This window comes from Achromobacter sp. 18P8.1.1 (assembly GCF_057799415.1).
Map to the genome: position 1 here is coordinate 78318 of NZ_JBYOKH010000019.1, position 25136 is coordinate 103453.

At 65.2% G+C, this 25136-nt stretch carries 25 protein-coding genes; 9 read left to right on the forward strand and 16 right to left on the reverse strand.

Annotation, left to right across the window (positions count from 1 at the left end; all coding sequences use genetic code 11):
- Positions 1 to 51: 51 nt before the first annotated feature.
- The 4 genes from AC27VE_RS14390 to AC27VE_RS14405 form a co-directional block, all read right to left on the reverse strand.
- On the reverse strand, positions 52 to 1317 hold the full coding sequence (locus AC27VE_RS14390) for an efflux RND transporter periplasmic adaptor subunit (RefSeq protein WP_315135419.1): 1266 nt from the start codon (positions 1315 to 1317) through the stop codon (positions 52 to 54).
- A 205-nt stretch (positions 1318 to 1522) separates the two neighbouring features.
- A complete protein-coding gene (locus AC27VE_RS14395; RefSeq protein WP_488704243.1) occupies positions 1523 to 1990 on the reverse strand; it encodes a winged helix-turn-helix domain-containing protein in 468 nt (155 codons plus the stop codon).
- A 146-nt stretch (positions 1991 to 2136) separates the two neighbouring features.
- The gene (locus AC27VE_RS14400; RefSeq protein ID WP_488704244.1) at positions 2137 to 3330 is read right to left on the reverse strand and encodes a DUF3734 domain-containing protein; all 1194 of its coding nucleotides are present in this window, start codon (positions 3328 to 3330) and stop codon (positions 2137 to 2139) included.
- Between the two features lie 14 nt (positions 3331 to 3344).
- Positions 3345 to 3950 (reverse strand): DUF4136 domain-containing protein, encoded by a 606-nt coding sequence (locus AC27VE_RS14405; protein WP_427962501.1) that lies wholly within the window; start codon positions 3948 to 3950, stop codon positions 3345 to 3347.
- Positions 3951 to 4115: 165 nt separating this feature from the next.
- Between AC27VE_RS14405 and AC27VE_RS14410 the strand changes: the two genes are divergently transcribed.
- Complete coding sequence (locus tag AC27VE_RS14410) at positions 4116 to 4910, forward strand: TOBE domain-containing protein (RefSeq protein WP_488704245.1); 795 nt, start codon at positions 4116 to 4118, stop codon at positions 4908 to 4910.
- Positions 4911 to 4925: 15 nt separating this feature from the next.
- On the opposite strand, the gene AC27VE_RS14415 is transcribed toward AC27VE_RS14410, so the two are convergent.
- From AC27VE_RS14415 to AC27VE_RS14450, 8 genes are all read right to left on the reverse strand, one after another.
- A complete protein-coding gene (locus tag AC27VE_RS14415; RefSeq protein ID WP_488704246.1) occupies positions 4926 to 5612 on the reverse strand; it encodes an ATP-binding cassette domain-containing protein in 687 nt (228 codons plus the stop codon).
- Positions 5609 to 6295 carry a molybdate ABC transporter permease subunit gene (modB, locus tag AC27VE_RS14420; RefSeq protein WP_006225661.1) on the reverse strand — a complete coding sequence of 229 codons (687 nt, stop codon included), beginning with the start codon at positions 6293 to 6295 and terminating at the stop codon, positions 5609 to 5611. The genes AC27VE_RS14415 and modB overlap by 4 nt, the downstream gene beginning before the upstream one ends.
- A 23-nt stretch (positions 6296 to 6318) precedes the next feature.
- Complete coding sequence (modA, locus tag AC27VE_RS14425; protein WP_488704247.1) at positions 6319 to 7077, reverse strand: molybdate ABC transporter substrate-binding protein; 759 nt, start codon at positions 7075 to 7077, stop codon at positions 6319 to 6321.
- Between the two features lie 117 nt (positions 7078 to 7194).
- On the reverse strand, positions 7195 to 7545 hold the full coding sequence (gene speD, locus AC27VE_RS14430; protein WP_006225659.1) for an adenosylmethionine decarboxylase: 351 nt from the start codon (positions 7543 to 7545) through the stop codon (positions 7195 to 7197).
- The gene (locus AC27VE_RS14435; RefSeq protein ID WP_427962495.1) at positions 7542 to 7712 is read right to left on the reverse strand and encodes a hypothetical protein; all 171 of its coding nucleotides are present in this window, start codon (positions 7710 to 7712) and stop codon (positions 7542 to 7544) included. Before AC27VE_RS14435 ends, speD begins: the two co-directional genes overlap by 4 nt.
- Before the next feature lie 4 nt (positions 7713 to 7716).
- A complete protein-coding gene (locus AC27VE_RS14440; protein WP_424624888.1) occupies positions 7717 to 9186 on the reverse strand; it encodes a DUF4178 domain-containing protein in 1470 nt (489 codons plus the stop codon).
- 6 nt (positions 9187 to 9192) lie between these two features.
- Positions 9193 to 10224 carry an SPFH domain-containing protein gene (locus AC27VE_RS14445; protein WP_006225657.1) on the reverse strand — a complete coding sequence of 344 codons (1032 nt, stop codon included), beginning with the start codon at positions 10222 to 10224 and terminating at the stop codon, positions 9193 to 9195.
- A gap of 41 nt (positions 10225 to 10265) precedes the next feature.
- Positions 10266 to 10652 carry a DUF350 domain-containing protein gene (locus AC27VE_RS14450; RefSeq protein ID WP_006225656.1) on the reverse strand — a complete coding sequence of 129 codons (387 nt, stop codon included), beginning with the start codon at positions 10650 to 10652 and terminating at the stop codon, positions 10266 to 10268.
- Between the two features lie 89 nt (positions 10653 to 10741).
- Here AC27VE_RS14450 and AC27VE_RS14455 point away from each other — a divergent pair, with 89 nt between their 5' ends.
- The 7 genes from AC27VE_RS14455 to AC27VE_RS14485 all read left to right on the forward strand — a co-directional run bounded on the left by AC27VE_RS14455 (position 10742) and on the right by AC27VE_RS14485 (position 18353).
- Complete coding sequence (locus tag AC27VE_RS14455) at positions 10742 to 12253, forward strand: polyamine aminopropyltransferase (RefSeq protein WP_006225655.1); 1512 nt, start codon at positions 10742 to 10744, stop codon at positions 12251 to 12253.
- Positions 12253 to 13896 (forward strand): NAD(P)-binding protein, encoded by a 1644-nt coding sequence (locus AC27VE_RS14460; RefSeq protein WP_488704248.1) that lies wholly within the window; start codon positions 12253 to 12255, stop codon positions 13894 to 13896. The genes AC27VE_RS14455 and AC27VE_RS14460 overlap by 1 nt, the downstream gene beginning before the upstream one ends.
- 82 nt (positions 13897 to 13978) lie before the next feature.
- Positions 13979 to 15226: an NAD(P)/FAD-dependent oxidoreductase gene (locus AC27VE_RS14465; protein ID WP_488704249.1), complete on the forward strand. Its 1248-nt coding sequence runs from the start codon at positions 13979 to 13981 to the stop codon at positions 15224 to 15226.
- A 28-nt stretch (positions 15227 to 15254) separates the two neighbouring features.
- Positions 15255 to 16100 carry a transporter substrate-binding domain-containing protein gene (locus tag AC27VE_RS14470; protein WP_088588994.1) on the forward strand — a complete coding sequence of 282 codons (846 nt, stop codon included), beginning with the start codon at positions 15255 to 15257 and terminating at the stop codon, positions 16098 to 16100.
- A 10-nt stretch (positions 16101 to 16110) separates the two neighbouring features.
- A complete protein-coding gene (locus AC27VE_RS14475) occupies positions 16111 to 16902 on the forward strand; it encodes an amino acid ABC transporter permease (protein ID WP_315135397.1) in 792 nt (263 codons plus the stop codon).
- A gap of 2 nt (positions 16903 to 16904) precedes the next feature.
- A complete protein-coding gene (locus AC27VE_RS14480; RefSeq protein WP_488704250.1) occupies positions 16905 to 17684 on the forward strand; it encodes an amino acid ABC transporter ATP-binding protein in 780 nt (259 codons plus the stop codon).
- A 3-nt stretch (positions 17685 to 17687) separates the two neighbouring features.
- Positions 17688 to 18353 (forward strand): aspartate/glutamate racemase family protein, encoded by a 666-nt coding sequence (locus tag AC27VE_RS14485; RefSeq protein WP_488704251.1) that lies wholly within the window; start codon positions 17688 to 17690, stop codon positions 18351 to 18353.
- A gap of 84 nt (positions 18354 to 18437) precedes the next feature.
- Here the strand turns inward: AC27VE_RS14485 and AC27VE_RS14490 are convergent, their stop codons facing one another.
- The 3 genes from AC27VE_RS14490 to AC27VE_RS14500 all read right to left on the reverse strand — a co-directional run bounded on the left by AC27VE_RS14490 (position 18438) and on the right by AC27VE_RS14500 (position 21626).
- On the reverse strand, positions 18438 to 19232 hold the full coding sequence (locus AC27VE_RS14490) for an ABC transporter ATP-binding protein (RefSeq protein WP_427962485.1): 795 nt from the start codon (positions 19230 to 19232) through the stop codon (positions 18438 to 18440).
- A gap of 143 nt (positions 19233 to 19375) precedes the next feature.
- Entirely contained in the window at positions 19376 to 20263 is an 888-nt protein-coding gene (locus AC27VE_RS14495) for an ABC transporter permease (RefSeq protein ID WP_006225650.1), read from the reverse strand.
- A 391-nt stretch (positions 20264 to 20654) separates the two neighbouring features.
- Complete coding sequence (locus AC27VE_RS14500) at positions 20655 to 21626, reverse strand: ABC transporter substrate-binding protein (RefSeq protein ID WP_006225649.1); 972 nt, start codon at positions 21624 to 21626, stop codon at positions 20655 to 20657.
- Between the two features lie 283 nt (positions 21627 to 21909).
- Here AC27VE_RS14500 and AC27VE_RS14505 point away from each other — a divergent pair, with 283 nt between their 5' ends.
- On the forward strand, positions 21910 to 22866 hold the full coding sequence (locus tag AC27VE_RS14505; RefSeq protein ID WP_006225648.1) for an aldo/keto reductase: 957 nt from the start codon (positions 21910 to 21912) through the stop codon (positions 22864 to 22866).
- 3 nt (positions 22867 to 22869) lie between these two features.
- Here AC27VE_RS14505 and AC27VE_RS14510 read toward each other — a convergent pair.
- A partial coding sequence (locus AC27VE_RS14510; RefSeq protein ID WP_488704252.1) for a TonB-dependent siderophore receptor occupies positions 22870 to 25136 on the reverse strand: 2267 nt, incomplete at its 5' end.

Sequence of the window (25136 nt, forward strand, 5' to 3'; positions counted from 1 at the left end):
CTGAAAGCGATGCTCACCAAAGAGGAACGCGGCGTTTGCGCCGCGTGCCGCTCAAGATTTCTGGCCTGCGGCCTTGTCCTGCTGCGCAGGTTCTGCCGGTTTGGCGCCCGGTTGCGGGGCGGATTCCGCCGGCTTGGCGCCCGGTTGTGCGGGAGCCTGGCCACCCGGCGCGGGCGTGCCATTCTTTTTCCACTCGCTGGCCTGCACCGGCGCCCCCGGACGAACCTTCTGGAACCCTTCCACCACGACCACGTCGCCCGCCTTCAAGCCGCTGGTGACAAGCCAATTGCTCTTGATGGCGCCGCCGGTGGTGACCGGAATCTGCTCGATCTTGTTGTCCTTGACCAGCATCAGGCTCTGCAAGCCGTCCGCCGTGCGCTGCAGCGCCTGCTGCGGCACCATCAGGGCCTTGTCGTCCACGCCCTGCTCCAGGCGCACGCGCACGTACATGCCGGGCAGCAGGATGCCGTCGGGGTTGGGCACTTCGGCGCGCAGGTTCACCTGGCCCGTGGACGGGTCCACAGTAATGCCGGTGAACAGCAGCTTGCCGGGCTGGCCGTATTCGGAGCCGTCCTCGAGGACGATGGTCGCGCGCGCCGCGTCCTTGCCCAACTGCTGCAACTGGCCGCTGGCGAACGCGCGGCGCAAGGAAGCCAGCTCCGCGGTGGACTGAGTGAAGTCCACGTAGATCGGGTCCAGTTGCTGCACCGTGGCCATTTGCGTGGCAGAGGTGGATTCGACCAGCGCGCCTTCGGTGACCAGCGGCTTGCCGATGCGGCCCGTGATGGGCGAGGTGACGTCGGTGTAGCCCAGGTTGATGGCCGCGTTGTCTTGCGTGGCCTTGGCGGCCGCCACGGCGGCGTCGGCCTGGCGGAACGACGCCACGGCGTTGTCGTATTCCTGCTTGCTGACGGCGTTGGCCTTGACCAGCGGGGCGTAGCGGTCAGCCAGCAGCTTGGCGCTGAACAGATTCGCCTGTGCCTGCTTCAACTGTGCCGTCGCCTGATCGTAGGCGGCCTTATAGGGCGCCGGATCGATCTTGAACAGCAGCTGGTTTTCCTTGACGTCGCCGCCCTGCTCGAAGGTGATCTTCTGGACGATGCCGGTCACCCGCGAACGGATCTGCGCATCGCGCACGGCGTCCACGCGGCCCGGCAATTCGGAGACGATGGGAGCACGCTCGGGTTGCACGGTAATGACGCTGACCTGGGGCATGCCGGGATTCATCTGGGGCTTTTCGCCGCATCCCGCCAATATCAGCGCGAGGACGCCACCGGAAAAAGCCAGACCTGAAACACGTTTAGGCGAAAACCGCATTGAAACCCCCGCGTAGCGTAGTTAACCGCTTCAATTGACCGGGTCAGGGCAGCGCAGGGTTCAATCGCGGCAACGAGGCGCGATCAGAATAAGCCATGCGTCGATCATGACACGTGAATAGCCCGATAATGTAACTCAGTTATTGGGGAAATTACGTACTTTCGGGCCTTGACTCGCTGCGCGGAGGGATAAATAAGTAACAGGCTCAGCGGCTGGAAACCTCTCTGAGATTCCCCAGGAACACATAGCCCACGCCGTGCACGGTGTGCAGCGGCAGCCGGGTGCCGGTTTGCAGGACCTTGTGACGCAGCCGGCAAATGGCGACGTTCAGGGTGCGCATGCCGATGCGATTGCTGGCGGCACTGCGCGCAGCCATCAGCTCCTCGCGCAACAGTTCCCGTTGGGGGTTCCGAAGCAGGCAAAGAAAGCAGGCGCGCTCCGTCGCGGTCAGGTCGACACGGGCGCCGCCGGGCGCCATGAGCGTCCACCCGTGGTACAGCAGGCTCCACCAGCCGTCGCCGCGTTCGGAATCATGAGCGAGAGGCGGGCCGACGGAAACGGACTGCCGCGGTCGGCCGGCGCGCACCGACACCGGGTTCGGGACGCCCAAGGGCTGGGAAGCCAAAGGGGTGGAGTCCATCGGGTTGGAAGCCAAGGGGTCAGGCGCATTCATGGCGGGTCTCCACCAGGGCCGCCGCGCCAGGCACGGCGGCAGCGGGATCCGGGAACAAGGTTGCAGGTTGTCCCGAAAGCCTACCGAGTTGTCCGACGTCTGGCGGCGCAATGCCTCAAATATCAGACTAGTCCTACCCCCTGCCCCTAACTACGCTTGCCGTTGCGGTGGATGTCGTGCGTCACGAAGCAGCTGTCTTCGGTGGGACGCGCCAGAATGTTCGGCTTGGCCAGCGTCCGGCGGATGTCGGACAAGCCGGATTCCCAGTGCTCGCGCATGGCTTCGGTGCCGAACTCGTAGTCCTTGGAGAAGCGCTCGAGATGCTTGGACTCGTAGATCAGGTTGATGATGTTGGTCGCCGGCGTGTGCGACAGCTTGCGGATTTCTGCCAGCTCGGGCGCGCTGCGCTCGCTCTCGGGCAGGCGTTCCAGCAGGCGCTGCAGGCCATGCCGCAGCTTCAGCACGCGCCGCAACTGGTCGGTGACCAGGCGGGTCCGGCTGGAATACTGGATGTCCTTTTGCCGCTCGGCCACCTCTTCCAGCGTGGTCGGCAGCCCGCCACGGGCCGGCCACAAGTCCACCTGGAAGGCCAGCGTGTCGCGCATGTTGTCGGTGGTCAGCACCTGCGCCAGCGGGGTGTTCGATACGACACCGCCGTCCCAATAGTGTTCGCCGTCGATTTCCACCGACGGGAAGCCGGGCGGCAAGGCGCCCGAGGCCATGATGTGCTCCGGGCCCAACTTGTCTTTCAGGCTGTCGAAGTAGGCGAAATTGCCCGTACGCACGTTCACCACACCGAAGCTGGACCGGACCGACCCGCTGTTGAGCAGGTCGAAATCCACGAACTCGCGCAAGGTGGCGGCAAGCGGCGTGGTGTCGTAGAAGCTGGTGGAGGCAGCGCCACGGCCGTGCGCCCAGTACGGCGGCGGAAAGCGCGGCTTGAAAAAGCCCGGCTGGCCGGAGAACAGGGCCTGGAACGCGGACAACTGGCCATTCATGGCTGGCGAACCGAATCCGAAGGGAATGCCTTCGAACATGCCCGCCAGGGTGTCGCCCCACGGCACCGAGGCAAACCCCGCCGGACGGCAGATGCTTTCCCAGAATCCGCGCAGCCGGTCAACACGTTCATCCTCACGGGAACCCGCAATGATGGCCGCGTTGATCGAGCCGATGGAGATGCCGGATATCCAGTTGGGCCGGATGCCCGCTTCGTGCAAGCCCTGGTACACCCCGGCCTGGTAAGACCCTAACGCGCCCCCGCCTTGCAGCACGAGGGCGACGGTTTCGTAGGGAGGCGTATCGCCGGTGTCTGTGGACTGGGCCTTGCGGCGAGTGGTCATGCAGCTACCTCTGGCTAACGTTTGCTTTTATCCGGCACCTGCGGCGCGGCGACACCCGCGCGGAACGGATACTTGGCGAAGATCTCGGCAACGGCCTTGTCCACGCTTTGCGGCGAGCCGGCGGTTTCGGGATTCTGGACTTCGCCTACGGCGACGCCTTCCCACACCAGCTGCTTGCGGCGCGTATCGACGAGGTCGATGTTGAGGGTGCCTTCAGTGTACTGGTAGACGTCGTCGCCCCAGCCGTAACCAGGCCAGCCGCCGTAGAACCCTGAACGGTAGCCGTAGTACGGCCCCATGGGCGGCGGCGCCGGAGTGACCTGCGTCTTTTGTTGGAGTTTGGCGCTGAAGTTGACGAGCAGATCGGGATTGGTCGCGCTATAGGCGTAGCCGCGCATTTCCATCTGGCCGCGGGTCGCGTCCTTGAGCCTTTCGGTCAAGAGGCTGCTGTAGCCCGCCTTGTCCGTGCCCAGCGGCGTCATGTAGCCGAACGTGCGGTACTGCGCGAAATCGGCCTGATGGTCGTAATCGCCTTTTACCGTCGGGCCCGATGCGCACGCGGCAAGCAATGCCGTCATGGAACCCGCCGTCACCCATTTCAACGCTTTAAACGCTTTCATGTCGTTCTCTCCGAGAGCCCAGGGCCTGAACATAGTGCCGCGAACCCCGTAAAGTTTCAACAGAATCTCATTCGCATCCTGAAATTCGCAGCCCGCAAAACCCCTGCCCGCGCCCGTGCGTCCATTACACTCCGGAATGACTCCTGACCCGATACGCACTTGACCATGTTGGAACTCGACGGCTCGATCTGGTTTCGTTCCGGCGCCCAGACCTGGGGCGGAAAGAACCGCATAGACCTGCTGGCGCAGATTGACGCCACAGGCTCCATCACGGCTGCCGCACGCGCCGTGGGCATGAGCTACAAAGGAGCCTGGGACGCCATCGACGCCATGAACAACCTGGCGGGCGAGCCCCTCGTCGTGCGAGCGGCCGGCGGCAAAGGCGGCGGCGGTACGCAGCTGACCGATCGCGCACGGCGCCTGATCGCGACGTTCCGGGCGTTGGAGTCAGAACACCGGAAGTTCATGGACAATCTGACGCGCGCTGGCCTGGATGCCAGCGGCGACATCGACCTGATGAGGCGTTTCATGCTGAAAACCAGTGCACGCAATAAATTCCTGGGCACCGTCATCGAAGTCCGCACCGGAGCCGTCAACGACGAGATCCTGCTGCGCATCGCCGGCGGCCACACCATCGCGGCCACCATCACCCGCGAAAGCACGACGGAACTGGGCCTGGCGCCGGGCAAGGAAGCGATCGCGCTGGTGAAGGCGTCCAACGTCATCGTCGGCGCGCCCGGCCCCGGCCTGCGGCTGTCGGCCCGCAACCAGTTGCAGGGCAAGATCAGCGCCGTGCGTCCGGGCGCGGTCAATAGCGAAATCCTGATCGGCATGGAGGGCGGCACGACGCTCGTGGCCATCGTCACCAATGAAAGCGCTACCGACCTGGGACTGGCCGTGGGCGCGCCGGCCGTGGCCATCTTCAAGGCCTCCAGCGTGATCCTGGGCGTGCTGGACTAACGCGCAGCCTCGGCTTCAGACACCCAGGTCTTCGTCGCGGCAGCGCACCTTGCCGTCGCGCACTTCAAAGACTTCGTCGGCCAAGGCGTCGACGTCCGCCGGATCGTGGGTGATCAACAGCATCGGCACGTCCAGTTGCCGCTGCAGAACGTTCAGTTCCTGGCGCATCTTGCCGCGCAACTGCGAATCCAGCGCGGAAAACGGCTCGTCCAGCAGCAGGATGTCGGGCTGCAGCGACAACGCGCGAGCCAGGGCCACGCGCTGCTTTTGCCCGCCGGAGATTTCGTTCGGGTAGCTGCCCACGATGGATCCCAGCTCGAATGCGTCGACCCAACGCCGGGCTTCTGGCCCGACTTCGCGCTTGGGCGGATTGAGCCAGCCGCGGCGCAAGCCGAACGCGATGTTTTGCGCCACCGTCAGATGCGGGAACAACGCATAGTCCTGAAACAGGTACGCCACGCGGCGGGATTGCGAAGGCAGGCAGATGCCCGCCTGCGCATCGAACAGCACCCGGCCGTTGATGTCGATGCGCCCGGCATCCGGCCGCAGCAGGCCTGCCACGGCGCGCAACGTCAGGCTCTTGCCCGCGCCGGACGGCCCGAACAAGGCAATGCGCTTGGACGACGACGTGAATGCCACGTCCAGTTCGAAATGCCGGTCGCCCGAGACCATGCGCTTATTGACCTGGATGCTGACGCTCATCGCCCGCCTCCGTTGCGCTGGCCGGCACCGATGGGCACCAGCTTGCCCGCCACCAGCAGGACGACGACGCAGGTCACCGACGTGACCAGCACCAGCAGGTTCGCGGTGCGGTCGTCGCCAGCCTGCACGGCTTCATAGATGGCGACCGACAAGGTCTGGGTCCGGCCCGGCAGGTTGCCGGCAATCATCAGGGTTGCGCCGAATTCGCCCAACGCACGGGCGAATGCCAGCAGCACGCCTGCCGCGATGCCGCGGGCAGCCAAAGGCAAGGTCACGCGGAAGAACACCCCGGCCTCGCCGACGCCCAGCACGCGCGCCGCGTTCTCCAGTTGGCTGTCCACGTTTTCGAAGGCGGCTCGCGCCGACTTGAACACCAGTGGAAAGGCCACCACGGACGCCGCGATCACGGCGCCTTGCCAGGTGAACACCAATTCGATGCCCCACCCCGCCAGCGTTTCGCCGATGACGCCGCGCCGGCCCAGCAAGACCAGCAGGTAATAGCCCAGCACGGTCGGGGGCAGCACCAGCGGCAAGGTCAGGATGGCGTCCAGCAGGTCGCGGCCCGGCCAGCGCCAGCGCGACAGGCCAAACGCCGCGGCGGTACCGGCCACCGTTGCCAACAGCGTTGCCCAGCCTGCCACTTTCAGCGAAAGCAGCAGGGGCACCCAAACCGGATCAGTCATCAGTTCCTGCTATTGAACAAGGCTCAGGGCTTCTGGAAGCCGTAGCGGGACAGGATTTCCTGGCCGGCGGGCGACAGCACATAGGCCACGAAGCTTGCGGCTTCCTTGGCGGCGGCTTCACGCGTCGTCACGGCGATGGGATAGGTGACCGGTGTTTGCGACGGCACGCGCACGGCGACCTTGACCTTGTCCGGCATGATGGCGGCGTCGGTGGCGAACACGAAGCCGGCATCCACTTCGCCGCGCGACACGTAGTCCAGGCTTTGGCGCACGTTCTGAGCCAGCACGCTCTTTGCCTGCACGGCGCTCCACAGTCCGGCGGCTTCCAGCGCGCCTTGCGTGTAGCGGCCGACCGGCACCGAAGCCGGGTTGCCGTAGGCGATGCGCTTGACGTCGTCGCGCGTCAGGTCTTTCAGGGTCGTGATGTTGGCCTTGCTGTCCGTCGGGACGATCAGCACGATCTGGTTGGCGGCGAAGTCCACGCGGGAGGCGGGCTTGACGGCCTTTTCCTCGACGGCCTTGTCCATCGCCTTCTGGTCGGCTGAGGCGAATACGTCAGCGGGCGCGCCCTTCACGATCTGCTGCAGCAGCACATCGGATGCGCCGAAGTTCAGGACGACCTTGGTGCCGGGGTTCGCCTTCTCGTAGCCTTGCGCCACTTCCTTGAATGCGTTGGTCAGGCTGGCAGCGGCGGACACGACCAGGTCGCCGGCGTGGGCGCTGGCGCCCCAGAAGGCGGACAGCGCCAGGGACAGCGCCAGCAAAGGGCGTTTGCAAGACATGATCTTCTCCTCGGGAATCGCGATATCGGTAACGAAATATATATAGGTATATAACGCTAGTCAATTTGCGGCCAAAGCGCAAATTGAGCCAGATCAAACAGGGGAAAAAGGCACGGTTCAGCCGCGGGCGACCGTCGTGACGCGCACCGACTCGGGCGCCAGCGCGGCTTGCAGGCAGGCCAGTGCCCGTTCAGGCTCTGCCGCCCCGCACATGAAGATGTCCAGGGCCGCGTAACGGTGTTCCGGCCAGGAATGGATGCTGATGTGGGATTCGCTCAGCATGACCACGCCGGTCACGCCGGCGCCTTCGCCGAAATGATGGAAGTGGGCGCTCAGGACCTGGGCGCCGGCGGCCTGGGCGGCCGCGATCATCTGCGCCTCGAGCGCGGCGGGATCGGTCAGGCGATCGGCCGCGACGCCGCGGAAATCCGCCAGCACGTGGCGGCCGGGCGTGGCATGCACCGTCACTTGTGGGATCCGCCGGACGACCAGCCCGAACTGCCGGACGAACTGCTGCCCCAGCTGCTACTGCTGCTGCCGCCGCTTCCGCCCGCCATGCGGACGCCGGGGGAGCTGGCGCCGGTGGCGGCCATCACCACGACCAGGGCATAGATGGCATACAGGAACTTGCCCATCGTCCTATTCGTCCTTTCCGGAGAGCTTGTCCGCCAGCTTGGCGGGGAACCACAGGAACGCCAACCCGATCAGAATCGGGACAAAGCGGCCATTGAAGATATTGCCCATGTTCAGGAACAGCATCCCGATCGTGGCAAACCACGCCCATTTGCCGTAGCCGCCCGGCTTGCCGCCCAGCGGCAGGGACTTCTGCTTGGCCAGTTCGGCGTTGCCGAACCATTCGGCCAATTGCGCAGGAGCAACAGGCGCCGCAGCCGACCAGCCGAGTTCGGCCTCACCCAGTTCGCGCGTCAGTTTCAGCGTGCCGGCCTTGTAGTCGGTGATCTTAGTCGTGTCGCCCGCCTTGACGCGCCAGTTGAACGCGCCCAGCGGCACTTCCACGCGCGAGGTGTAGTCGTACAGCTTCTGGTACAGCTTGGAACGCCAACGCACGCTGGTCGCGTTGTTGTAGCTGGGCCAGGTGTCGCACACCTGCACGCGCTCCCAGCCTTCGTCCGTTTCCACCAGCCAGATAAAGCCCTTCTGCGGATTGAACAGCAGGTATTCGATCCAGTCCGAGGGCTCTTCGGGATCCGGGTCGGCGCATTTCATCAGGCCGATCAGCGTGAAGCTGGCGCCGTCGATCTTGGCCACCGCACCGAGCGACAGCGTGGTCTTGATCGACTTGACCTTGTTCGCCTTCTCGATGACTTCCGCCGTGGGGCCCGAGCAATCCACCGTCGCCGCGCAGGACGGGCAGACCACCTGGGTGGCCATGGCGGCCACGAAGCTGATGGGGCCACCGCAATTCGGGCACTCCAGCGCCTTGATCTGGCCGCGGAACCGGCCGGCCGTTTCCTCGACTTGCTCGTTGGTGCGCAAGGACCCCGCCTGCATGGCGGACAGGTCGAACGCGCGGCCGATGTAGAGCTCCGGCTCGGGGCCGTCGGAAAAATCCAGCGTCAGGAAGGCGTCCAGGCTGCGGAAATCCGCCACCTTGGCCTCCCAGCCGTCGCCGGGCACAAACGGCAGTTCGCCCTGCGCCCCACCCGCCTTGCAGGCCCGCACGTCGGCGGCAATGAAACGCTGGCCGTCCAGCTTCAGCTCGTCGCCGGGCGCGATGTCGGCAAAGGCCGGCATGCCCTGCGTGGACTTGACCTTGCGGCGGCGCGTCAGGGCGTACTGGCCCGAGGCGTCCGACAGCCAGCCGTCGGTCCCGTCTTCGAACCAGACATACCACTCGTTCCAGTAGCCTTCGTCAAAACGCAGCTGGATGCGGCCGACCACGTCGAAGCGCTTGCTGTCGGACTTGCCGGTCGCCCCCAGGCACAGGGGCGAATAGTCTTCCAGCACGTCGGCCATTTCGCCGATGCGCCTGACCGAATCGGCATCTTTCAACAAGGTGCTGCGGCAAGCGCCGCAGACCGCCATGACCGAAGCCGTGGACGTGAACTTGACCGGGGCGCCGCACTGCGGACACAGAACCTGCTGCATGGGGCCTTAGCTGGTGAGTTTCTTCAGCACTTCCGCCTTGGCCGTGTCGTAGTCGGCGGCGGTGATCAACCCCTTGTCCAGCAAGTCCTTGAGCTGCTGCAGCCGCGCGACCGGGTCGACGGCCGCGGCAGCCGGCGCGGCCTGCTGGGCAGGCTGCGCTTGCTGGGCCGGCTGGCCCTGGCCTACGCCCAGGCCGGCCGCCATGGTCTGGCCCAGGGCGGCGCCGGCCGCCAGGCCCGCACCGATGCCGGCGATGCCGCCTTCGTTCTGCGCCGCCAACGGGATCGACGTGGCCGTCTGGTACTGGGTGAATTTGCCCAGATCGCCCGCCATGCCCATCGAAATCCGCGTATCCAGCGCCTTTTGCAGTTCTTCGGGCAACGACACGTTTTCAACGGTGAAGTTGTCCAGCTTGACGCCGTAACGGTCGAACACCGGCGCTAGTTGTTCGCTAATGCTTTGCGACATCAGGCCCTGGTTGCCGGCGATGTCCAGGAACGGCACCTTGGAGCCGCCCAGCGCCGTCGTCATCGCCGCGACCACCATGTTGCGCAACTGCGCTTCCAGGTCGTCAACGGTGTATTCGTCGCGCGTGCCGCTGATTTCGCGATAGAACTTGGCGGGGTCGGTGATCTGGTAGGAATACACGCCGAAGGCTCGCAGCCGCACCATGCCGAATTCGCTGTCGCGCAGCGTCACCGGCTGCGCGGTACCCCAGCGGCGGCCCAGCTGCAGGCGCGTGCTGAAGAAGATCACGTCCGACTTGAAGGGCGACTCGAACAGCTTGTCCCAGTTCTTCAGGTACGTCAGGACCGGCAGCGTCTGCGTAGTCAGCTTATACATACCGGGGCCGAACACGTCGGCCACCTTGCCTTCGTTGACGAACACCGCCATCTGCGATTCGCGCACGGTCAGGCTGGCGCCGTACTGGATTTCGAAATCCTGCATCGGATGGCGCCAGGCGAGCACGCCATCGCGATCCTCGTTCCATTGCAGGATGTCAATGAACTGCTTGCGGATAAATGAACCGAGACTCATGGATTGTCCTCCCGTGTCAGATCGGATGCGGCGCGCCTGCCTCAGGTCAGGCAGGCGGCGTTGACGACGCCGGCGGACAGCGAGATCGCGCCGATCAGGCCGCCCATGGCGATATTGTTTTGTTCGATGGCTTCGTTCATGCCACGGATGGTCTGCGCGACCACGACGTACACGACGATCTGCACCACCATGGCGGCAACGCCCCACACCAGGAACATGACGAAGCTGGCGTGCACGGCAATGCTGGAGCACAGGGTGAAGCTGAAACCGACGAGCGCGCCGCCGTAGGACAGCACCGCGGCGATATTGCCTTCGCGGATCAGCTCGAATTCCTTGTAGCGCGTCACGGCGGTGTAGACCGCCGTGAAAATGCCCAGCATGACGAGCGCCGAGACGATATAGATCAGATAGGTCACCGCCGGATGCATCGCTTCTCCCATTGCCACCCTCCCAATTGCGCGCAGTATATACGCGGCGTTCGATATACTGCGAACGCATTTTTCGTGTCGGACACCTCATGCGCGACCGCGTTCTCATCCTATCGGTATTGATCGTTGCCTCCTGCGGTTTGGGCTATGAGCTCATCAGCAGCGCGCTGGCCAGCTATTTACTGGGCGATTCGATACTTCAGTTCTCTTCCGTCATCGGCTGCTATTTGTTCGCCATGGGCATCGGCTCATGGTTGTCAAAATATGTAAAAGACGAAGACGTTTTGAATCGATTTATCGACGTCGAACTGCTGGTCGCATTATTGGGAGGGGTGTCCGCCGCCGTCCTGTTCCTGGTTTTCGCCTGGCTGTCCGCCCCCTTCCGCGCCGCCTTGTACGTGGGGGTGTTCGTCATCGGCCTGATGGTGGGCATGGAAATCCCGCTGGTGATGCGCGTCTTCAACCAGCGCAAGGCCGAATTCCGCGAAATCGTCAGCCGCGTGCTGACGTTCGACTACCTGGGCGCGCTGGCCGTGTCCCTGATCTTCCCGTTGCTGCTGGCGCCCAAGCTGGGCCTGCTGCGCACCAGCTTTCTCTTCGGCATCATGAACGCCAGCGTGGCGCTGTGGACCACCTGGCTGTTTCGCACCGAAATCCGCCGCCCTGGCGAAAAGGCCATCCGCGCCTGCGTGGTGATCGGCTTCCTGGCGCTGGGCTTCATCTATTCCAGCGCCATGACCGCCTGGGCCGAAAAAGGCCTGTACGGCGACGACGTGGTGCACGCGGAAACCACGCCCTATCAGCGCCTGGTCGTGACCCGTTGGCACGACGACCTGCGCCTGTACATCAACAACAACCTGCAGTTCTCGTCGCGCGACGAACACCGCTATCACGAATCGCTGGTGCATCCGGGCCTGCAGACGCTGCCCTGGGCGCGTAATGTGCTGGTGCTGGGCGGCGGCGATGGCCTGGCGGTGCGCGAAATCCTCAAGTACAAGAACATCGAGCACGTGACGCTGGTGGACCTGGACCCCGCCATGACCGGGCTGTTCTCGCGCTCGGAACCGCTGGTCAAGCTGAACCAGGGGTCGTTGAAGGACCCGCGCGTCACCGTCATCAATGACGACGCCGGCCGCTGGCTGGAAACCCACGCCGAGGTCTACGACTTCATCGTGGTGGACTTCCCGGATCCGTCGAACTTCGGCCTTGGCCGCTTGTACTCGGTGCCGGTCTATCACCTGATGGCGCGCCACCTGGCCGAAAACGGCTACATGGTGATCCAGTCCACGTCGCCCTATTTCGCGCCGCGCTCTTTCTGGAGCGTGGACGCCACCTTGAAGGAAGCCGGCCTGAACACGTGGCCATACCACACCTATGTGCCGTCCTTCGGCGACTGGGGCTTCATCCTGGCCAGCAAGCGGCGCGACTACACGCCCCCCGACAAGATCACCGTGCCCACGCGCTACCTGGATCCTGCGACCACGCGCGAGCTCTTCCATTTCCCGGCCGACATGCCTGCCCTGGCGATGCCGCCCAATCGCTTGAATGAGCAGTCGCTCGTGCGTTATTTCGACGAGGACTGGCGCAAGGTCATCCGCTGATGAGACGCCGCAGCTTCCTGCTGGGGGCCACCGCCACGGCGGCGGTGGCGGGCACGGCCGGCTATTACCGGTCGCGTATCGTCGAGACCACCCCGGATGTCCATTACCCCGGCATGCAAGCCGGCCACGCCTTGCGCGACGGCGCGGCGCTGCCCGTGCCGTCCGCCAGCTACCGGCACGGCGTCGCCATCCTGGGCGCCGGCGTGGCCGGCCTGTCCTGCGCCTGGAAACTGGCGCGGGAGGGCTACACCGATTTCGTCGTGGTCCAAGGCCCGGAATTCGCCGGCAACGCGGCGGCCGGCCGCCAAGGCGAACTGGACTACCCGCTGGGCGCGCACTATCTGCCGCTGCCGTCCATGGCGTCTACCCACGTGCGCGAGATGCTGGCCGACTTCGGCATCATCGAACGCGGCGCGGGCGAACTGCGCCCGTACTACGACGAATCCATCCTGGTGCATTCGCCGCAGGAGCGCCTGCTGCGCAACGGGCACTGGGAAGACGGGCTGCTGCCCATGACCGGGCTGCCCGAGGCCGACGTGGCACAGCACCATCGGTTCCTGGCGCTGATCGACCAGTTGCACACGCAAGTCGGAAGCGACGGCCGCAAGGTATTCAGCATTCCCATCGTGCTGTCGTCGCAGGACCCCGCGTGGCGCGCGCTGGATGCCATGACGTTCAAGCAGTGGCTGGAGCGCGAGGGCTACACGTCGCCCGCCCTGCACTGGTATCTGAATTACTGCTGCCGCGATGACTACGGCGCGCAGTACGACGTGGTGTCGGCCTGGGCCGGCCTGCACTACTTCGCCAGCCGCGACGGCCACGCCGCCAACGCCGGCGAAGGCGCGGTGCTGACCTGGCCCGGCGGCCTGGCCGCGCTGACGGACCGCATGCGGGACGCGATCAACCACAAGCTGGGGCACACCCGTTGGCTGCTTGCGGGCACCGCGGTCCGGGTGACGGAAACGCCCGCCGGCCCGCTCACGACCTGCGTGACGGACGGCCCCACGCCCGGGGCCTACACCGTGCAATCGGGCCGCACGGTCTGCGCCATGCCGCTGTTCGTGGCCCAGCGCCTGCTGCCGGACATCCGCGCTTACGGCTATGACCCTGCCGTGCATGCCTCGTCGCATGCGCCGTGGCTGGTGTCCAACTTCGTGCTGGAAGGCTACCCGCTGGAAGCGCCCGGCGAACCGCTGTCGTGGGACAACGTGGTCTATCAAGGCCGCGCGCTGGGGTACGTCGTGTCCACGCACCAACTGCTGCGCGTGACCCGGTCGCCGCGCACGGTATTCACCGCTTATCACGCGCTAAGCGGGCAGACGCCGAACGCCGCGCGGCAATGGCTGGCCACGGCCAGCCCGCAAGCATTGCGCGACGAAGCCGCCGCCGATCTGGTCGCCGCTTATGGCCGCGAGTTCTGGCGCAACGCGCGCCGGCTTGACATCACCGTGCGGGGCCACGCGATGGCCTCCCCTCTCTGCGGCTATCTGTCCAACCCGGGACTGGCCGCGCTGCGGAACGTCGACGGGCCGATCCTGTTCGCGCATGCGGACTTGTCGGGTTATTCCGTCTTCGAAGAAGCCTCGTGGTGGGGCGTCGTGGCGGCCGGCCGCATCCTGGGTGAAAAGCCCCCGTCGGCCTGACGGACACCTAGCACAATTGTGCTTCATCGCCGTGTATGGGCTGCAATACAATCGCCGTCCTTGACGCTTAAAAGAATTACACATGGGAAAGCACGTCATTGTCCTGGGAGCGGGCATTGTGGGTGTCTGTTGCGCGCTGGAATTGCAGCGCCGAGGCCTCACCGTCACCCTGGTCGACCGGCAGGAGCCTGGCATGGAAACGTCCCTGGGCAACGCCGGCGTCCTGGCGCGCAGTTCGCTGATGCCGTTCAACCATCCCGGCTTGTGGCGCCAGTTGCCCCGATTGCTCAAGAACGACACCGTCCAGTTCCGCTACCGCCGCAGCTACCTGGCGAAGAACCTGGGTTGGGCAGCCCGGTTTCTGTTGAACGCCCGACCGGCGGTCTTTCAGGAAACCGCGGCGGCGCTGGACGAACTGATCCGATTGTCGGCGCCGGAACACCTGCGGTTGCTGGACGCCAGCGGCGCCCGGCATCGCCTGCGCGACACCGGTTGGATTTTCCTGTATCGCTCCGAACAGGCCTGGAATGGCGGTGAGCTGTCCCGCCGGGCCTACGCGCAATTCCAGGTTCCGACCCAGACGCTGGCCCCGGCCGAACTGGCCGACCTGGAACCCGCGCTGGCGCCGATCTTTCATCGGGCGCTGTGGATCCAGGGTTCGTATTCGGTAGACGATCCGCATGAAGTGGTCGCGGCCTACGCCGACCTCTTCCGCCGCTCGGGTGGCACGTTCAGGTGTTTGACAGCCAGCGGCATCCGCCGCGACGGCCAGGGCTGGACCGTACAAGGCGCGCAGGGTTCCGAAACGCTGCGCGCCGATCAACTGGTCGTGGCGCTGGGGCCCTGGTCCAAAAGCCTGCTGAAGACCACGGGGATCGATCTGCCCATGGCGTTCGAACGCGGTTATCACATGCACTACAGCGGCCAGAACGGCGCGCGCGTATCCCGCCCGGTCTACGACACCGGCGGCGGCTATGTGCTGTCGCCCATGGCGCGCGGCCTGCGCCTGACGACGGGGGTCGAGCTGGACGACTGCGAAGCGCCGGCCAGGCCGGTGCAACTGGAATTGTCCGAAGCGCGTGCGCGCGAGGCCTTCCCGCTGGGCGAACGGCTGGATCCGGCCGCCTGGCTGGGCCGGCGGCCCACGCTGCCCGACAGCCGCCCGATGATCGGCGAGGCCCCGCGCCATCCCGGCCTGTGGCTGGCCTTGGGCCACCAGCACATTGGATTCAGCACGGCGCCAGGAACGGCGAAGATACTGGGCGAACTGATGTTGGACGCCACCAGCCGAGCGCACCATCACGCGTTCCGCCCCGGCCGATTCATCTAGCAGCCCGCACACTTTTGAGGAGAAGTCGATGAGCACAAAACGTAATTTCCTGGCGTCCGTCCTTGCCCTGGCCAGCCTGGCCAGTCTTGGCCTGCCGAGCGCCGCCCAGGCCCAATCCGCCAACGAGACCGCCATGGAGCGCATCATGCGCACCAAGACGATCCGCATCGGCGCCATCGCCGGCGCCATCCCCTACTTCAACAAGAACCTCAATACGGGCAAGTGGGAAGGCTTCGGCCCCGACTTCGCCGAGATGTTCGCGGCTCGCCTGGGGGTCAAGACCGAATACCTGGAAACCACCTGGGGCAACTCGGTGCTGGACGTCCAGACCAACAAGATCGACCTGATGTTCGGCATGGCGCCTACCCCGGCCCGCAAGGAAGTGGTGAACTTCTCGGACACGCTGTTCAACAACACCTACACCACCGTTTGCCGCAAGGGATTCGTCGGCAAGTCGTGGGCCGAACTGGACACACCCGAGACCCGTGTGGTCGTGGACGTGGGCTCCAGCCATGACCAGCTGGCCACTCGCGTGCTGCAAAAGGCGAACGTGACGCGCCTGGAGAACTCGGGCGCCGCCACCCTGGCGCTGTCCTCGGGCCGCGCCGACTGCCAGATCCTGGTCGTGCTGCTGGCCAAGCCGCTGCTGGAAAAGCGCCCGAACATCGGCACGATGAGCATCCCCGCTCCGGTCGAGACGGCGCCCGTCAGTATCGGCCTGCGCAAGGAAAGCGACGACTCCCTGCAGAAGGCCGTCAACGCCTGGCTGGCCGACATCCGGGCGAAAGACGAAGTGCGCGGCGTGATCCTGGGCAATATGCAAAAGCTCGCCGGCGTGCCGCCCGAGGCGTTCCCGCCCGAAATCAAGTTCTAAGGCCTGCGCCATGAATGACCAGAATGGAACCCTTCCCTCCCGATCCCGCCTGACGACCTGGCTCTTTGTCGCGGTCGCCGCGGTCGCACTGTTCGCGATCGTCAAGAAATGGGACAGCATCGCCGGAAACGCCGTCAACTACGACTGGGATTTCAGCGTGCTCTGGGAGTACCGCAAGCTGATCGCCACCGGCGTGCTGAACACGATCCTGTTCACCATCCTGTGCGTGTTCCTGGGCCTGGCGATCGGTCTTGTGACGGGTCTTGGGCGGCTGTCGCGCAACGTGTTCATCACGGCGCCGCTGCGGGCCTACATCGAAGTGTTCCGCTGCACGCCGGTCCTGGTGCAGCTGGTCTGGTTCTACTACGCCTTGCCTGTCGTGACCGGCATTGAAATGTCGCCGGTCATGGCGGCCACGCTATGCCTGGCGCTGTACGGCGGCGCCTTCTATTCGGAGATCATCCGCGGCGGCATCATTTCGACCGATGCCGGACAGACCGAAGCCGCCAAGGCGCTGGGCATGACGCCATCGCAGGCGCTGCGCCGCGTGGTGCTGCCGCAGGCCTTCAAGAAGATGGTGCCGCCGCTGATGAACCAATCGATCATGCAGCTGAAGAACACGTCGCTGCTCTCGGTACTGGCCGTGCCGGACCTGCTCTACCAGGGCCAGGTCATCGCCCACGATACGTACCGCCCGCTAGAGATCTACACCTTCATCGCGGTCGCGTACTTCGTGATCCTGCTTCCGTTCACGATGTGGGCCAAGAAGCTGGAATTCGGCGGCATCAGCAAAGAGGCATGACCATGAGCACCCCCATCATCAGCATCCAGGGCTTGCGCAAGTCGTTCGCCAATCAGGAAGTGCTCAAGGACATCAACCTGCAAGTCGAACGGGGCCAGGTCGTGGCGTTGATCGGCCCGTCCGGCTCCGGCAAATCCACCCTGCTTCGCTGCATCAACCTGCTGACGATCCCCGACGGCGGCCAGATCACGGTAGGCAACCAGTCGCTGACTTTCCAGGGCGCGCACACGCGGCTGCCCAGCGAACGCAAGCTGGCCAGCTTTCGCGCATCCGCCGGCATGGTGTTCCAGCACTTCAACCTGTTCCCGCACATGACCGCGTTGCAAAACGTGATGGAAGGTCCCGTCACCGTGCTGCGTCGGCCGAAAAAGGAAGCCGAGGCACTGGCCCGCGAACTGCTGGGCAAGGTGGGCCTGCTGGAACGCGCCGATTATTTTCCGGACAAGCTGTCGGGCGGCCAGAAGCAACGCGTGGCCATCGCCCGAGCGCTCGCGATGCAGCCAGCCGTCATGCTGTTCGACGAGGCCACGTCGGCGCTGGACCCCGAGCTGGTGGGCGAAGTGTTGAACGTCATCAAGGGCTTGGCCCGCGACGGCATGACCATGATCCTCGTGACGCACGAAATCGGCTTTGCCAAGGAAGTGGCGGACCAGGTCGTCTTCATGCGCGACGGCGTCGTGGCGGAAGCCGGCCCGCCCGATGTCGTGATCGGCAACCCTCGGAACGAGGCCACCCGCGCCTTTCTGGCGCGCTTTAACCGCGCGCCCGGCGTGGAAGGCTAAGCCATGCGCACCGACGGATTCCTGGGCGTGCTGATGCTGGACACCCGCTTTCCGCGGCCCCCGGGCGACGTCGGCAACCGCGAGACCTACTCGCGCGCCGGCATCCCGGTGCGCTTCGTGACCGTGCAAGGCGCCTCGCCGCGCAAGATCGTGCAAGACGCCGACCCGTCCTTCCTGCAACCCTTCGTGGACGCGGCCGTGGCGCTGGCCGCGCAGGGCGCCCGGCTGATCTCAACCAGCTGCGGGTTTCTGGCCAGGTACCAGACGGTGCTGCAGGCGGCCGTTTCGGTGCCCGTCGTCACCTCCAGCCTGCTGCAATGCCGGGGCCTGGACCGCGTCGGCATCGTGACCTTCGATGCGCAGTCGCTGTCGCGCCCCCTTCTGGACGCCGTGGACGTTCCCGCCGACGCCGTCGTCGAGGGCATCGCGCCCGGCTGCGAGATGCACGCGCGCATCCTGGCGAACGCCCCCGAGATGGATCTGGCCGAAGTCGAACGCAATGTGGTGGATGCCGCCCGGCGCCTCGCGGCGCGCGATTCCGGCCTGCGCAACATCGTGCTGGAGTGCACCAACATGCCGCCCTACCGCGATGCCGTTGCCCGCGCCACCGGCCTGCCCGTGCATGACATCGAAACGTTGCTTCTGGCGCGCTGGCGCGAGTTGCCGTAGGCGCTGCGACCCGCGCCCTGTCCCGCGACGAAAAAAAGCGCGCGGCCTTTGCGGGCCGCGCGCTTTTACTTGAACCGGACGGAATCAGCCGAGCAACAGCGCGTCGTCCGACAGCTTCTCGCCACGCACGCGTTCGAACATCGCCAGCAGGTCAGGCACGTCCATGCCGCGGCGCTCGTCGCCGGACACATCCAGCACGACCTGGCCTTGATGCAGCATGACCGTGCGGTCGCCCACGTCCAGCGCCTGGCGCATGCTGTGGGTGACCATCATGGTGGTCAGCTGGTTCTCGGCGACGATGCGGGCCGTCAACTGCAGCACGAAGTCCGCCGTGCGCGGGTCGAGCGCCGCGGTGTGCTCGTCCAGCAGCAGGATGCGCGACGGCTGCAAGGCCGCCATCAGCAGGCTGACCGCCTGGCGCTGGCCGCCCGACAAGAGACCGATGCGGTCGGTCAGGCGGTTTTCCAACCCCAGGCCCAGGGTGGACAGGCGTTCGCGGAAACCGTCCTTCATCGATGCCTTGACGGCCCGGCCGAAGCCGCGCCGCGCGCCGCGCATTTGCGCCAGCGCCATGTTTTCTTCGATGGTCAGGTCTTCGCAGGTGCCGGCCATGGGATCCTGGAACACGCGGGCCACGCGGCCGGCGCGCGCCCAGACGGGCTGGCGCGTAACGTCCACGCCATTGATGTCGATGCGGCCGGAATCGACCGGCAGGTCGCCCGACACGGCGTTCAGGAACGTGGACTTGCCGGCGCCGTTGGAGCCGATGACGGTCACGAACTGGCCCGACGGAATTTCCAGCGACATGCCGCGCAGGGCACGGGTCTCGATGGGCGTGCCGGCGTTGAAAGTAATCTTGAGATCTTTAGCGGACAACATTTAAGTACTCCATTGTGCAGTCGCAGCACCCGCGCCGCATGACGCCGACGCAGCTCGACCGGGGCCGCCGCGGAGCCGGCTTTGCCGGTCCGCCAGCGGCGCCCCCTTGAGGGGGAAGAGCCGCAGGCGCTTCGGGGGTGGGCTCATCCCTTCTTGCCGACCAAGCGGCGCTTGAGCATCGGGATGACCAGGGCGACTGTGACCAGCACCGCGGTGACGAGGTTCAGGTCTTGTGCCTTCAGGCCGATGAAATCGCTGTTCAACGCCAGGGCGATGAAGAAGCGGTAGACGATGGCGCCAATAATGACGGCAAGCGTCGCCAGCACCAGTTTGCGCGACGGCAGGATGCTTTCGCCGACGATCACCGCGGCCAGGCCGATCACGATGGTGCCGATGCCCATCGAGATGTCCGAACCGCCTTGGGTCTGCGCGAACAGCGCGCCGGCCAGGGCGACCAGCGCGTTCGACAACGCCATGCCGCCCAGGATCATGCGACCGGTGTTGACGCCCTGCGCGCGGGCCATGCGGCCGTTGGAGCCGGTGGCGCGCACGGCCAGCCCGGTCTGCGTGGCGAAGAACCAGTCCAGCGCCAGCTTGGCCAGGATCACGATCACGATCAGGATCAGCGGGCGGGCGACGTAGTCGGAAATCCAGCCCGGTTGCAGGATCGTGAAGACAGTGGGTTCGGTGATCAGCGGCACGTTGGGCTTGCCCATGATGCGCAGGTTGATCGAGTACAGCGCGATCATCATCAGGATGCTGGCCAGCAGATCCATGATCTTGAGCTTCACGTTCAACCAGCCCGTGACCAGCCCAGCGGCCGCGCCGGCGAAGGTGGCGATGATGGTTGCCGAAAACGGATCGGTGCCCGACGCGATCAGCGTGGCACAGACGGCGCCGCCCAGCGGGAAGCTGCCGTCAACGGTCAGGTCGGGGAAGCGCAGCAGGCGAAAGGAGATAAACACGCCCAAGGCCACCAGGCTGAAGATCAGCCCGATCTCCAACGCGCCTAACAACGAGAACAATGACATGGGTCAAATCCAATCAGGGTAAGGAAGGTGCATATTAAAGACTTGAAACGTCGGATTTCTTGCGTTTGGGGGTCAGTTTTACCCCAGCTTTCGCAATAAACGTTTCCCGGGCCGCCATTTTCGCTTGTTTCCTGCCAAAGCGTCTCCACGCGTGTCGGCAATGCCGCAAGCGGAGTCGTAGAAGACCATTCAGGGAGCAAAAACGCCCGGTGCGGCACGCGCCGCGTTGGCGGGGCACCTGGCAATTCAAGACCAGCAGACTGCGCCGGGCCGCGAGCATCTTGTGAACGCTGCCGCCCTGAAGACCTGGGGGTAAGGCAAGACACCAAAAAAACCTAACAAAAACCCCGCGCACGCCGGATAGGCGTGGCGGGGTCCGCGCGGAACCGCTTTACTTCACGACCACCGCGGCCGACTTGATGATGGCATCCGACAAGGTCACGCCTTGCTTGGCGGCAGCGCCCGGATTCACATACAGCTCAAGCTTGGAGATCGTTTCCGACGGGATCGCGCCGGGCTTTTCGCCCTTCAGGATGCGCACGACCACCTTGCCCGTCTGCACGCCCAGGTCGCGGTAGTTGATGCCCAGGGCGGCGATGCCGCCACGCTTGACGCTGTCGGTGTCCGAGGCGATCAGCGGGATCTTGGCGTCGTTGCCGACCTTCACCAGCGATTCGTAGGCCGACACGACGTTGTTGTCGGTGTTGGTGTAGATGACGTCGACCTTGCCGATCAGGCTGCGCGCGGCGGAAGCCACGTCGACCGAACGCGGGGCAGCGGCTTCGACCAGGCTCATGCCGTACTTGGGCAGGATTTCCTGGAGCTTCTTCACGACCACGACCGAATTGGCTTCGCCCGGGTTGTAGACCATGCCCACGCGCTTGGCGTTGGGGACGATCTTCTTGATCAGGTCAACCTGCTTGTCCAGGGCCAGCAGGTCCGACACGCCGGTCACGTTGGTGCCCGAGGCGTCCATGCTGGCAACCAGCTGGGCGGCAACGGGATCGGTCACGGCGGAATACACCACCGGCACGTCCTTCGTGGCGGCCACGACGGCTTGGGCCGACGGGGTGGCGATCGCAACGATGGCGTCGGGCTTGTCGCCCACGAACTTGCGGGCGATCTGCGCGGCGGTGCCGTTGTTGCCCTGCGCGCTTTGATATTGCCACTTCAGGTTCTTGCCCGCTTCATAGCCGGCTTGCTTGAGCGCGTCTTGCACGCCGTCACGCACGGCGTCCAGCGCCGGGTGCTCGACGATGGCGGTAATCGCCACCGACTTCTGCTGCGCGGCCACAGGCGCGGCGATAGCCATCGCCAGCGCCATGGCGCCAACCGTCAGAAAATGTTTTTTTCCGATCAGCATACTAAGCTCCTTGAACCCTTGATCGTTGTTCGTTGGGGGTTGTCGTGGGGGTTTCGTGGGGGGTTTCGTAGTTATGGCTGCATCGGCGGCTTCCCGCCTGTTTGGCTAGCCATAAAGCCGTATAGTCTAACTTGCCGCCAAGCAAAATAACTTGGGGGGAATCCCTGAAATGGTGCATGCCGCTCACCCCATGCCCCACACCGGGGCACGCGGCGCCAATATACTAAACCGGCGGCGGACCACCCTTTCCCGGCAGCCTGCCGCCGCATCCAAAGGCCCTACCATGATCAAACGCGCTCTAGGCCGTTCCGGCCTGCAAATCCCCCCACTCACCTTCGGCGGCAACGTCTTCGGCTGGACCGTCGACGAAGCCGGCACGTACTCGCTGCTGGACGCCCTGGTCGACGCGGGCCTGAATTTCATCGACACCGCGGACGTCTATTCGCGCTGGGTCCCGGGTAACCAGGGCGGCGAATCCGAAACGCTGATTGGCAAATGGCTCAAGCGTTCCGGCAAGCGCGACCGCGTGCTGATCGCCACCAAAGTCGGCATGGAGATGGGGCCCGACGCCCGCGGCCTGGCGCCCGCCTACATCCGCCGTTCGCTGGAAGCATCGCTGGCCCGCCTGCAGACGGACCATGTGGACCTGTACCAGTCCCACAAGGACGATCCCGATACGCCGCTGACCGACACGCTGGCGGAATACGCCAAGCACATCGAATCCGGCAAGGTGCGCGCCATCGGCGCGTCGAACTACACGGCCGTGCGCTTGTCCGAAGCGCTGATCACGGCGGAACGGCACGACCTGCCGCGCTATGAAAGCATCCAGCCGGAATACAACCTGTACAGCCGCGAGCCCTTCGAATCCGGCTTGCAGAGCCTGGTGAAGACCCAGCAGATGGGCACGATCAACTACTACGCGCTGGCCAGCGGCTTTCTCAGCGGCAAGTACCGCAGCGCGGCCGATGTGGGCAAAAGCGCGCGCGGCCAGAAGATTGTCGACACGTACCTGAACGACCGGGGCCTGCGCATCCTGAAGGCGCTGGACGAGGTTTCCGAGGACGCCGGCTGCACGCCCGCGCAGGCCGCGCTGGCCTGGCAGATCGCGCAGCCCGGCATCACCTCGCCCATCGTCAGCGCCACCTCGATCGCCCAGCTGGACGAACTGGTCAAGGCCGCCAGCCTGACGCTGACGCATGACCAGTTGACCAAGCTCAGCCAGGCCAGCGAGTGGCGCTAGGCGTCAGAAGCGCTGGGTCAGCGTGACCAGCGCGGCGCGGCCTTCGCCATAGAAGACCGAGTTGTAGAAGCCCATGGAGCGGTAGTACTTCTTGTCGGCCAGGTTGCGCACGTTCAGTTGCAGCTGCGTCTTGTCCGAGAAGTTGTACTGCGCCATCAGGTCGAACAGCGCATAGGGCTTCTGCACGATCGAGCCGGATTGCAGGCCGTAATAGGTCTGCGCGCTGGTCTGGCTCTGCCACCGCACGCCGCCGCCCACCGTCAGCTTGTTCCACGCGCCCGGCAAGCGGTATGCCGTACTCAGTTTCAGCAGCTGCTCGGGCTGGGTGGTCTGCACCTTCTTGCCGGTGTTGTCCTTGGACTGGCGGTACGTGTAGCCCAGGAAGACGTTCCAGCCCGGCATCACTTCGCCGGCCACCTCGGCCTCGAACCCGCGTGTGCGGGTCCCGTCCAGGATGTAGTACCAGCCGTCGTCGTGCGCATAGTCGTAGCCGCCGTACTCGGCGACATCCTTCTGGTCGGTCTGGAACACTGCCACGGACGCGTTCAGGCGGCCATCCAGATACGACGCCTTCAGACCCGCTTCGTAGTTGTGGCCATATGCCGGCCCCGCCATCTCCCACGTCTGCGTCTTCACCATCTGCGGCTGGAAGATGTTGGTGTAGCTGGCGTAGGCGGTGTAGGTGTCGTTCAGGTCATAGGTCACGCCCACATACGGCGTGACCTCGGAGTACGTGTGGGAATAGCCCGTCACACCCCAGCTGGTTTCCGTCGATTCCCAACGGGTCCAGCGCGCGCCGGTCAACAGGTGCAAACGGTCGGTCAGACCCAGGCGCAACGTGCCGTAGACGCCCGTCTGCTCGTTGCGGTTGGTCTGCGACAGCGCCAGGATGTCCCAGTTCGGCGCGGGCCAGTCGCCCGTCCAGTTCTTCACGTCGGGAATGGGATAGGTCGCCTGGTCCGAGGTGTCCCAGCTTTGGTTCCACGCCTTGATGACCGAATGCGAAAAGCCCATGTTGAACTGATGGCGGCGGCCGAAAGCGTCGAAGTCACCGTCCATCGAGCCGCCGACCACGTCCTGGTCACTGCCGCCGACGAACTTGCGCAGCAGCGGCGGCGTCGAGAAGCCGTCGATGGTCACCGGCACGTCGGACGTGAACAGCAGCGGCGCGTCGAACTTGTTTTCCAGGCGGGTGTACGACAGGCGGGCGTTCCAGCCGTTGGCGAATCCGTGGTCGATCTGCGCGAAGTACTCGTGCGAATCGGTGTCCCAGCGCGACCATTTGGCGCCCATGGCCTGCCCCTTCGGCCAGTCGATCGGCTTGCCATTGGCGTCCAGGGCCGGCAAGCCGCCCCAGCTGATGCCGCTGGGACGCGTGCGCTGCACCGAACCGCCCACACTGATGGTGGTGGCGTCGGCTACGTCCGCCTCGATGATGCCGTAGAGCACATCGCGCTTTTTCTTGTAGAGGTCCATGGTGTCGCCACGCCGTTCCTTGGCGCCGACAATGCGCCCGCGCACCGAGCCGGATTCATTGAACGGCGTGGACAGGTCCACTTCACCGCGGTAGGTGTCTTCGGTGCCGGCCGACAGCTTGAAGTCGCCCTGGAATTCGCGCGTGGGCCGCTTGCGGATGAAGTTCACCGAGCCGCCGGGGTTGCCGGTGCCGCTCATCAGGCCGGTCGCGCCGCGGATGATCTCCACGTGGTCGTAGATGACGGGATCCAGGTTGCCGTCGCCGAATTGGTAGATGCCGTTCAGCGGCTTGACCACGCCGTCGAACTGGAACGTGTCCATGGAAAAGCCGCGCGAGTAGTAGCTCAGCCGCTCGGACTCCGCCTGCTGCACATTCATGCCGGTGGCGTTTTCCATGACGTCGCGTACCGACGTGATGGACCGGTCGTCCATCTGCTGGCGGGTCAGCACGCTGGTCGATTGCGGCGTCTCGCGCTGCGACAGCACCAGGCCGTTGGCCGAACGCATCCAGTCGGCGGTGTACAGCCCGGTGCCTTCGGTCGTGGCGCCCGCCCCCAACACGACCACCGGCGCCAGCTGGATCGCCTGCTGGCCATCCACGCGCTGCAAGAGGTAATCGCCGTCCGCCCGGCGCACGGCTTCAAGTCCAGTGCCCGCCAGCAATGCGGCAAAGCCCTGGTCCACGCCGTACCCGCCCTGCAGGCCGGCCGTCTCCATGTCCACGGCCAGCGCGGGGTCGAACGACAGCAGCACCTGCGTTTGCTGGGCAAAGCTGGACAGGGCCGCCCCCAGCG

Coding starts and splice junctions, on each gene's coding strand:
- AC27VE_RS14390 (WP_315135419.1), bottom strand. CDS start 1,317: ATGCGGTTTTCGCCTAAACGTGTTTCAGGTCTGGCTTTTTCCGGTGGC.
- AC27VE_RS14395 (WP_488704243.1), bottom strand. CDS start 1,990: ATGAATGCGCCTGACCCCTTGGCTTCCAACCCGATGGACTCCACCCCT.
- AC27VE_RS14400 (WP_488704244.1), bottom strand. CDS start 3,330: ATGACCACTCGCCGCAAGGCCCAGTCCACAGACACCGGCGATACGCCT.
- AC27VE_RS14405 (WP_427962501.1), bottom strand. CDS start 3,950: ATGAAAGCGTTTAAAGCGTTGAAATGGGTGACGGCGGGTTCCATGACG.
- AC27VE_RS14410 (WP_488704245.1), top strand. CDS start 4,116: ATGTTGGAACTCGACGGCTCGATCTGGTTTCGTTCCGGCGCCCAGACC.
- AC27VE_RS14415 (WP_488704246.1), bottom strand. CDS start 5,612: ATGAGCGTCAGCATCCAGGTCAATAAGCGCATGGTCTCGGGCGACCGG.
- modB (WP_006225661.1), bottom strand. CDS start 6,295: ATGACTGATCCGGTTTGGGTGCCCCTGCTGCTTTCGCTGAAAGTGGCA.
- modA (WP_488704247.1), bottom strand. CDS start 7,077: ATGTCTTGCAAACGCCCTTTGCTGGCGCTGTCCCTGGCGCTGTCCGCC.
- AC27VE_RS14435 (WP_427962495.1), bottom strand. CDS start 7,712: ATGGGCAAGTTCCTGTATGCCATCTATGCCCTGGTCGTGGTGATGGCC.
- AC27VE_RS14440 (WP_424624888.1), bottom strand. CDS start 9,186: ATGCAGCAGGTTCTGTGTCCGCAGTGCGGCGCCCCGGTCAAGTTCACG.
- AC27VE_RS14445 (WP_006225657.1), bottom strand. CDS start 10,224: ATGAGTCTCGGTTCATTTATCCGCAAGCAGTTCATTGACATCCTGCAA.
- AC27VE_RS14450 (WP_006225656.1), bottom strand. CDS start 10,652: ATGCATCCGGCGGTGACCTATCTGATCTATATCGTCTCGGCGCTCGTC.
- AC27VE_RS14455 (WP_006225655.1), top strand. CDS start 10,742: ATGCGCGACCGCGTTCTCATCCTATCGGTATTGATCGTTGCCTCCTGC.
- AC27VE_RS14460 (WP_488704248.1), top strand. CDS start 12,253: ATGAGACGCCGCAGCTTCCTGCTGGGGGCCACCGCCACGGCGGCGGTG.
- AC27VE_RS14465 (WP_488704249.1), top strand. CDS start 13,979: ATGGGAAAGCACGTCATTGTCCTGGGAGCGGGCATTGTGGGTGTCTGT.
- AC27VE_RS14470 (WP_088588994.1), top strand. CDS start 15,255: ATGAGCACAAAACGTAATTTCCTGGCGTCCGTCCTTGCCCTGGCCAGC.
- AC27VE_RS14475 (WP_315135397.1), top strand. CDS start 16,111: ATGAATGACCAGAATGGAACCCTTCCCTCCCGATCCCGCCTGACGACC.
- AC27VE_RS14480 (WP_488704250.1), top strand. CDS start 16,905: ATGAGCACCCCCATCATCAGCATCCAGGGCTTGCGCAAGTCGTTCGCC.
- AC27VE_RS14485 (WP_488704251.1), top strand. CDS start 17,688: ATGCGCACCGACGGATTCCTGGGCGTGCTGATGCTGGACACCCGCTTT.
- AC27VE_RS14490 (WP_427962485.1), bottom strand. CDS start 19,232: ATGTTGTCCGCTAAAGATCTCAAGATTACTTTCAACGCCGGCACGCCC.
- AC27VE_RS14495 (WP_006225650.1), bottom strand. CDS start 20,263: ATGTCATTGTTCTCGTTGTTAGGCGCGTTGGAGATCGGGCTGATCTTC.
- AC27VE_RS14500 (WP_006225649.1), bottom strand. CDS start 21,626: ATGCTGATCGGAAAAAAACATTTTCTGACGGTTGGCGCCATGGCGCTG.
- AC27VE_RS14505 (WP_006225648.1), top strand. CDS start 21,910: ATGATCAAACGCGCTCTAGGCCGTTCCGGCCTGCAAATCCCCCCACTC.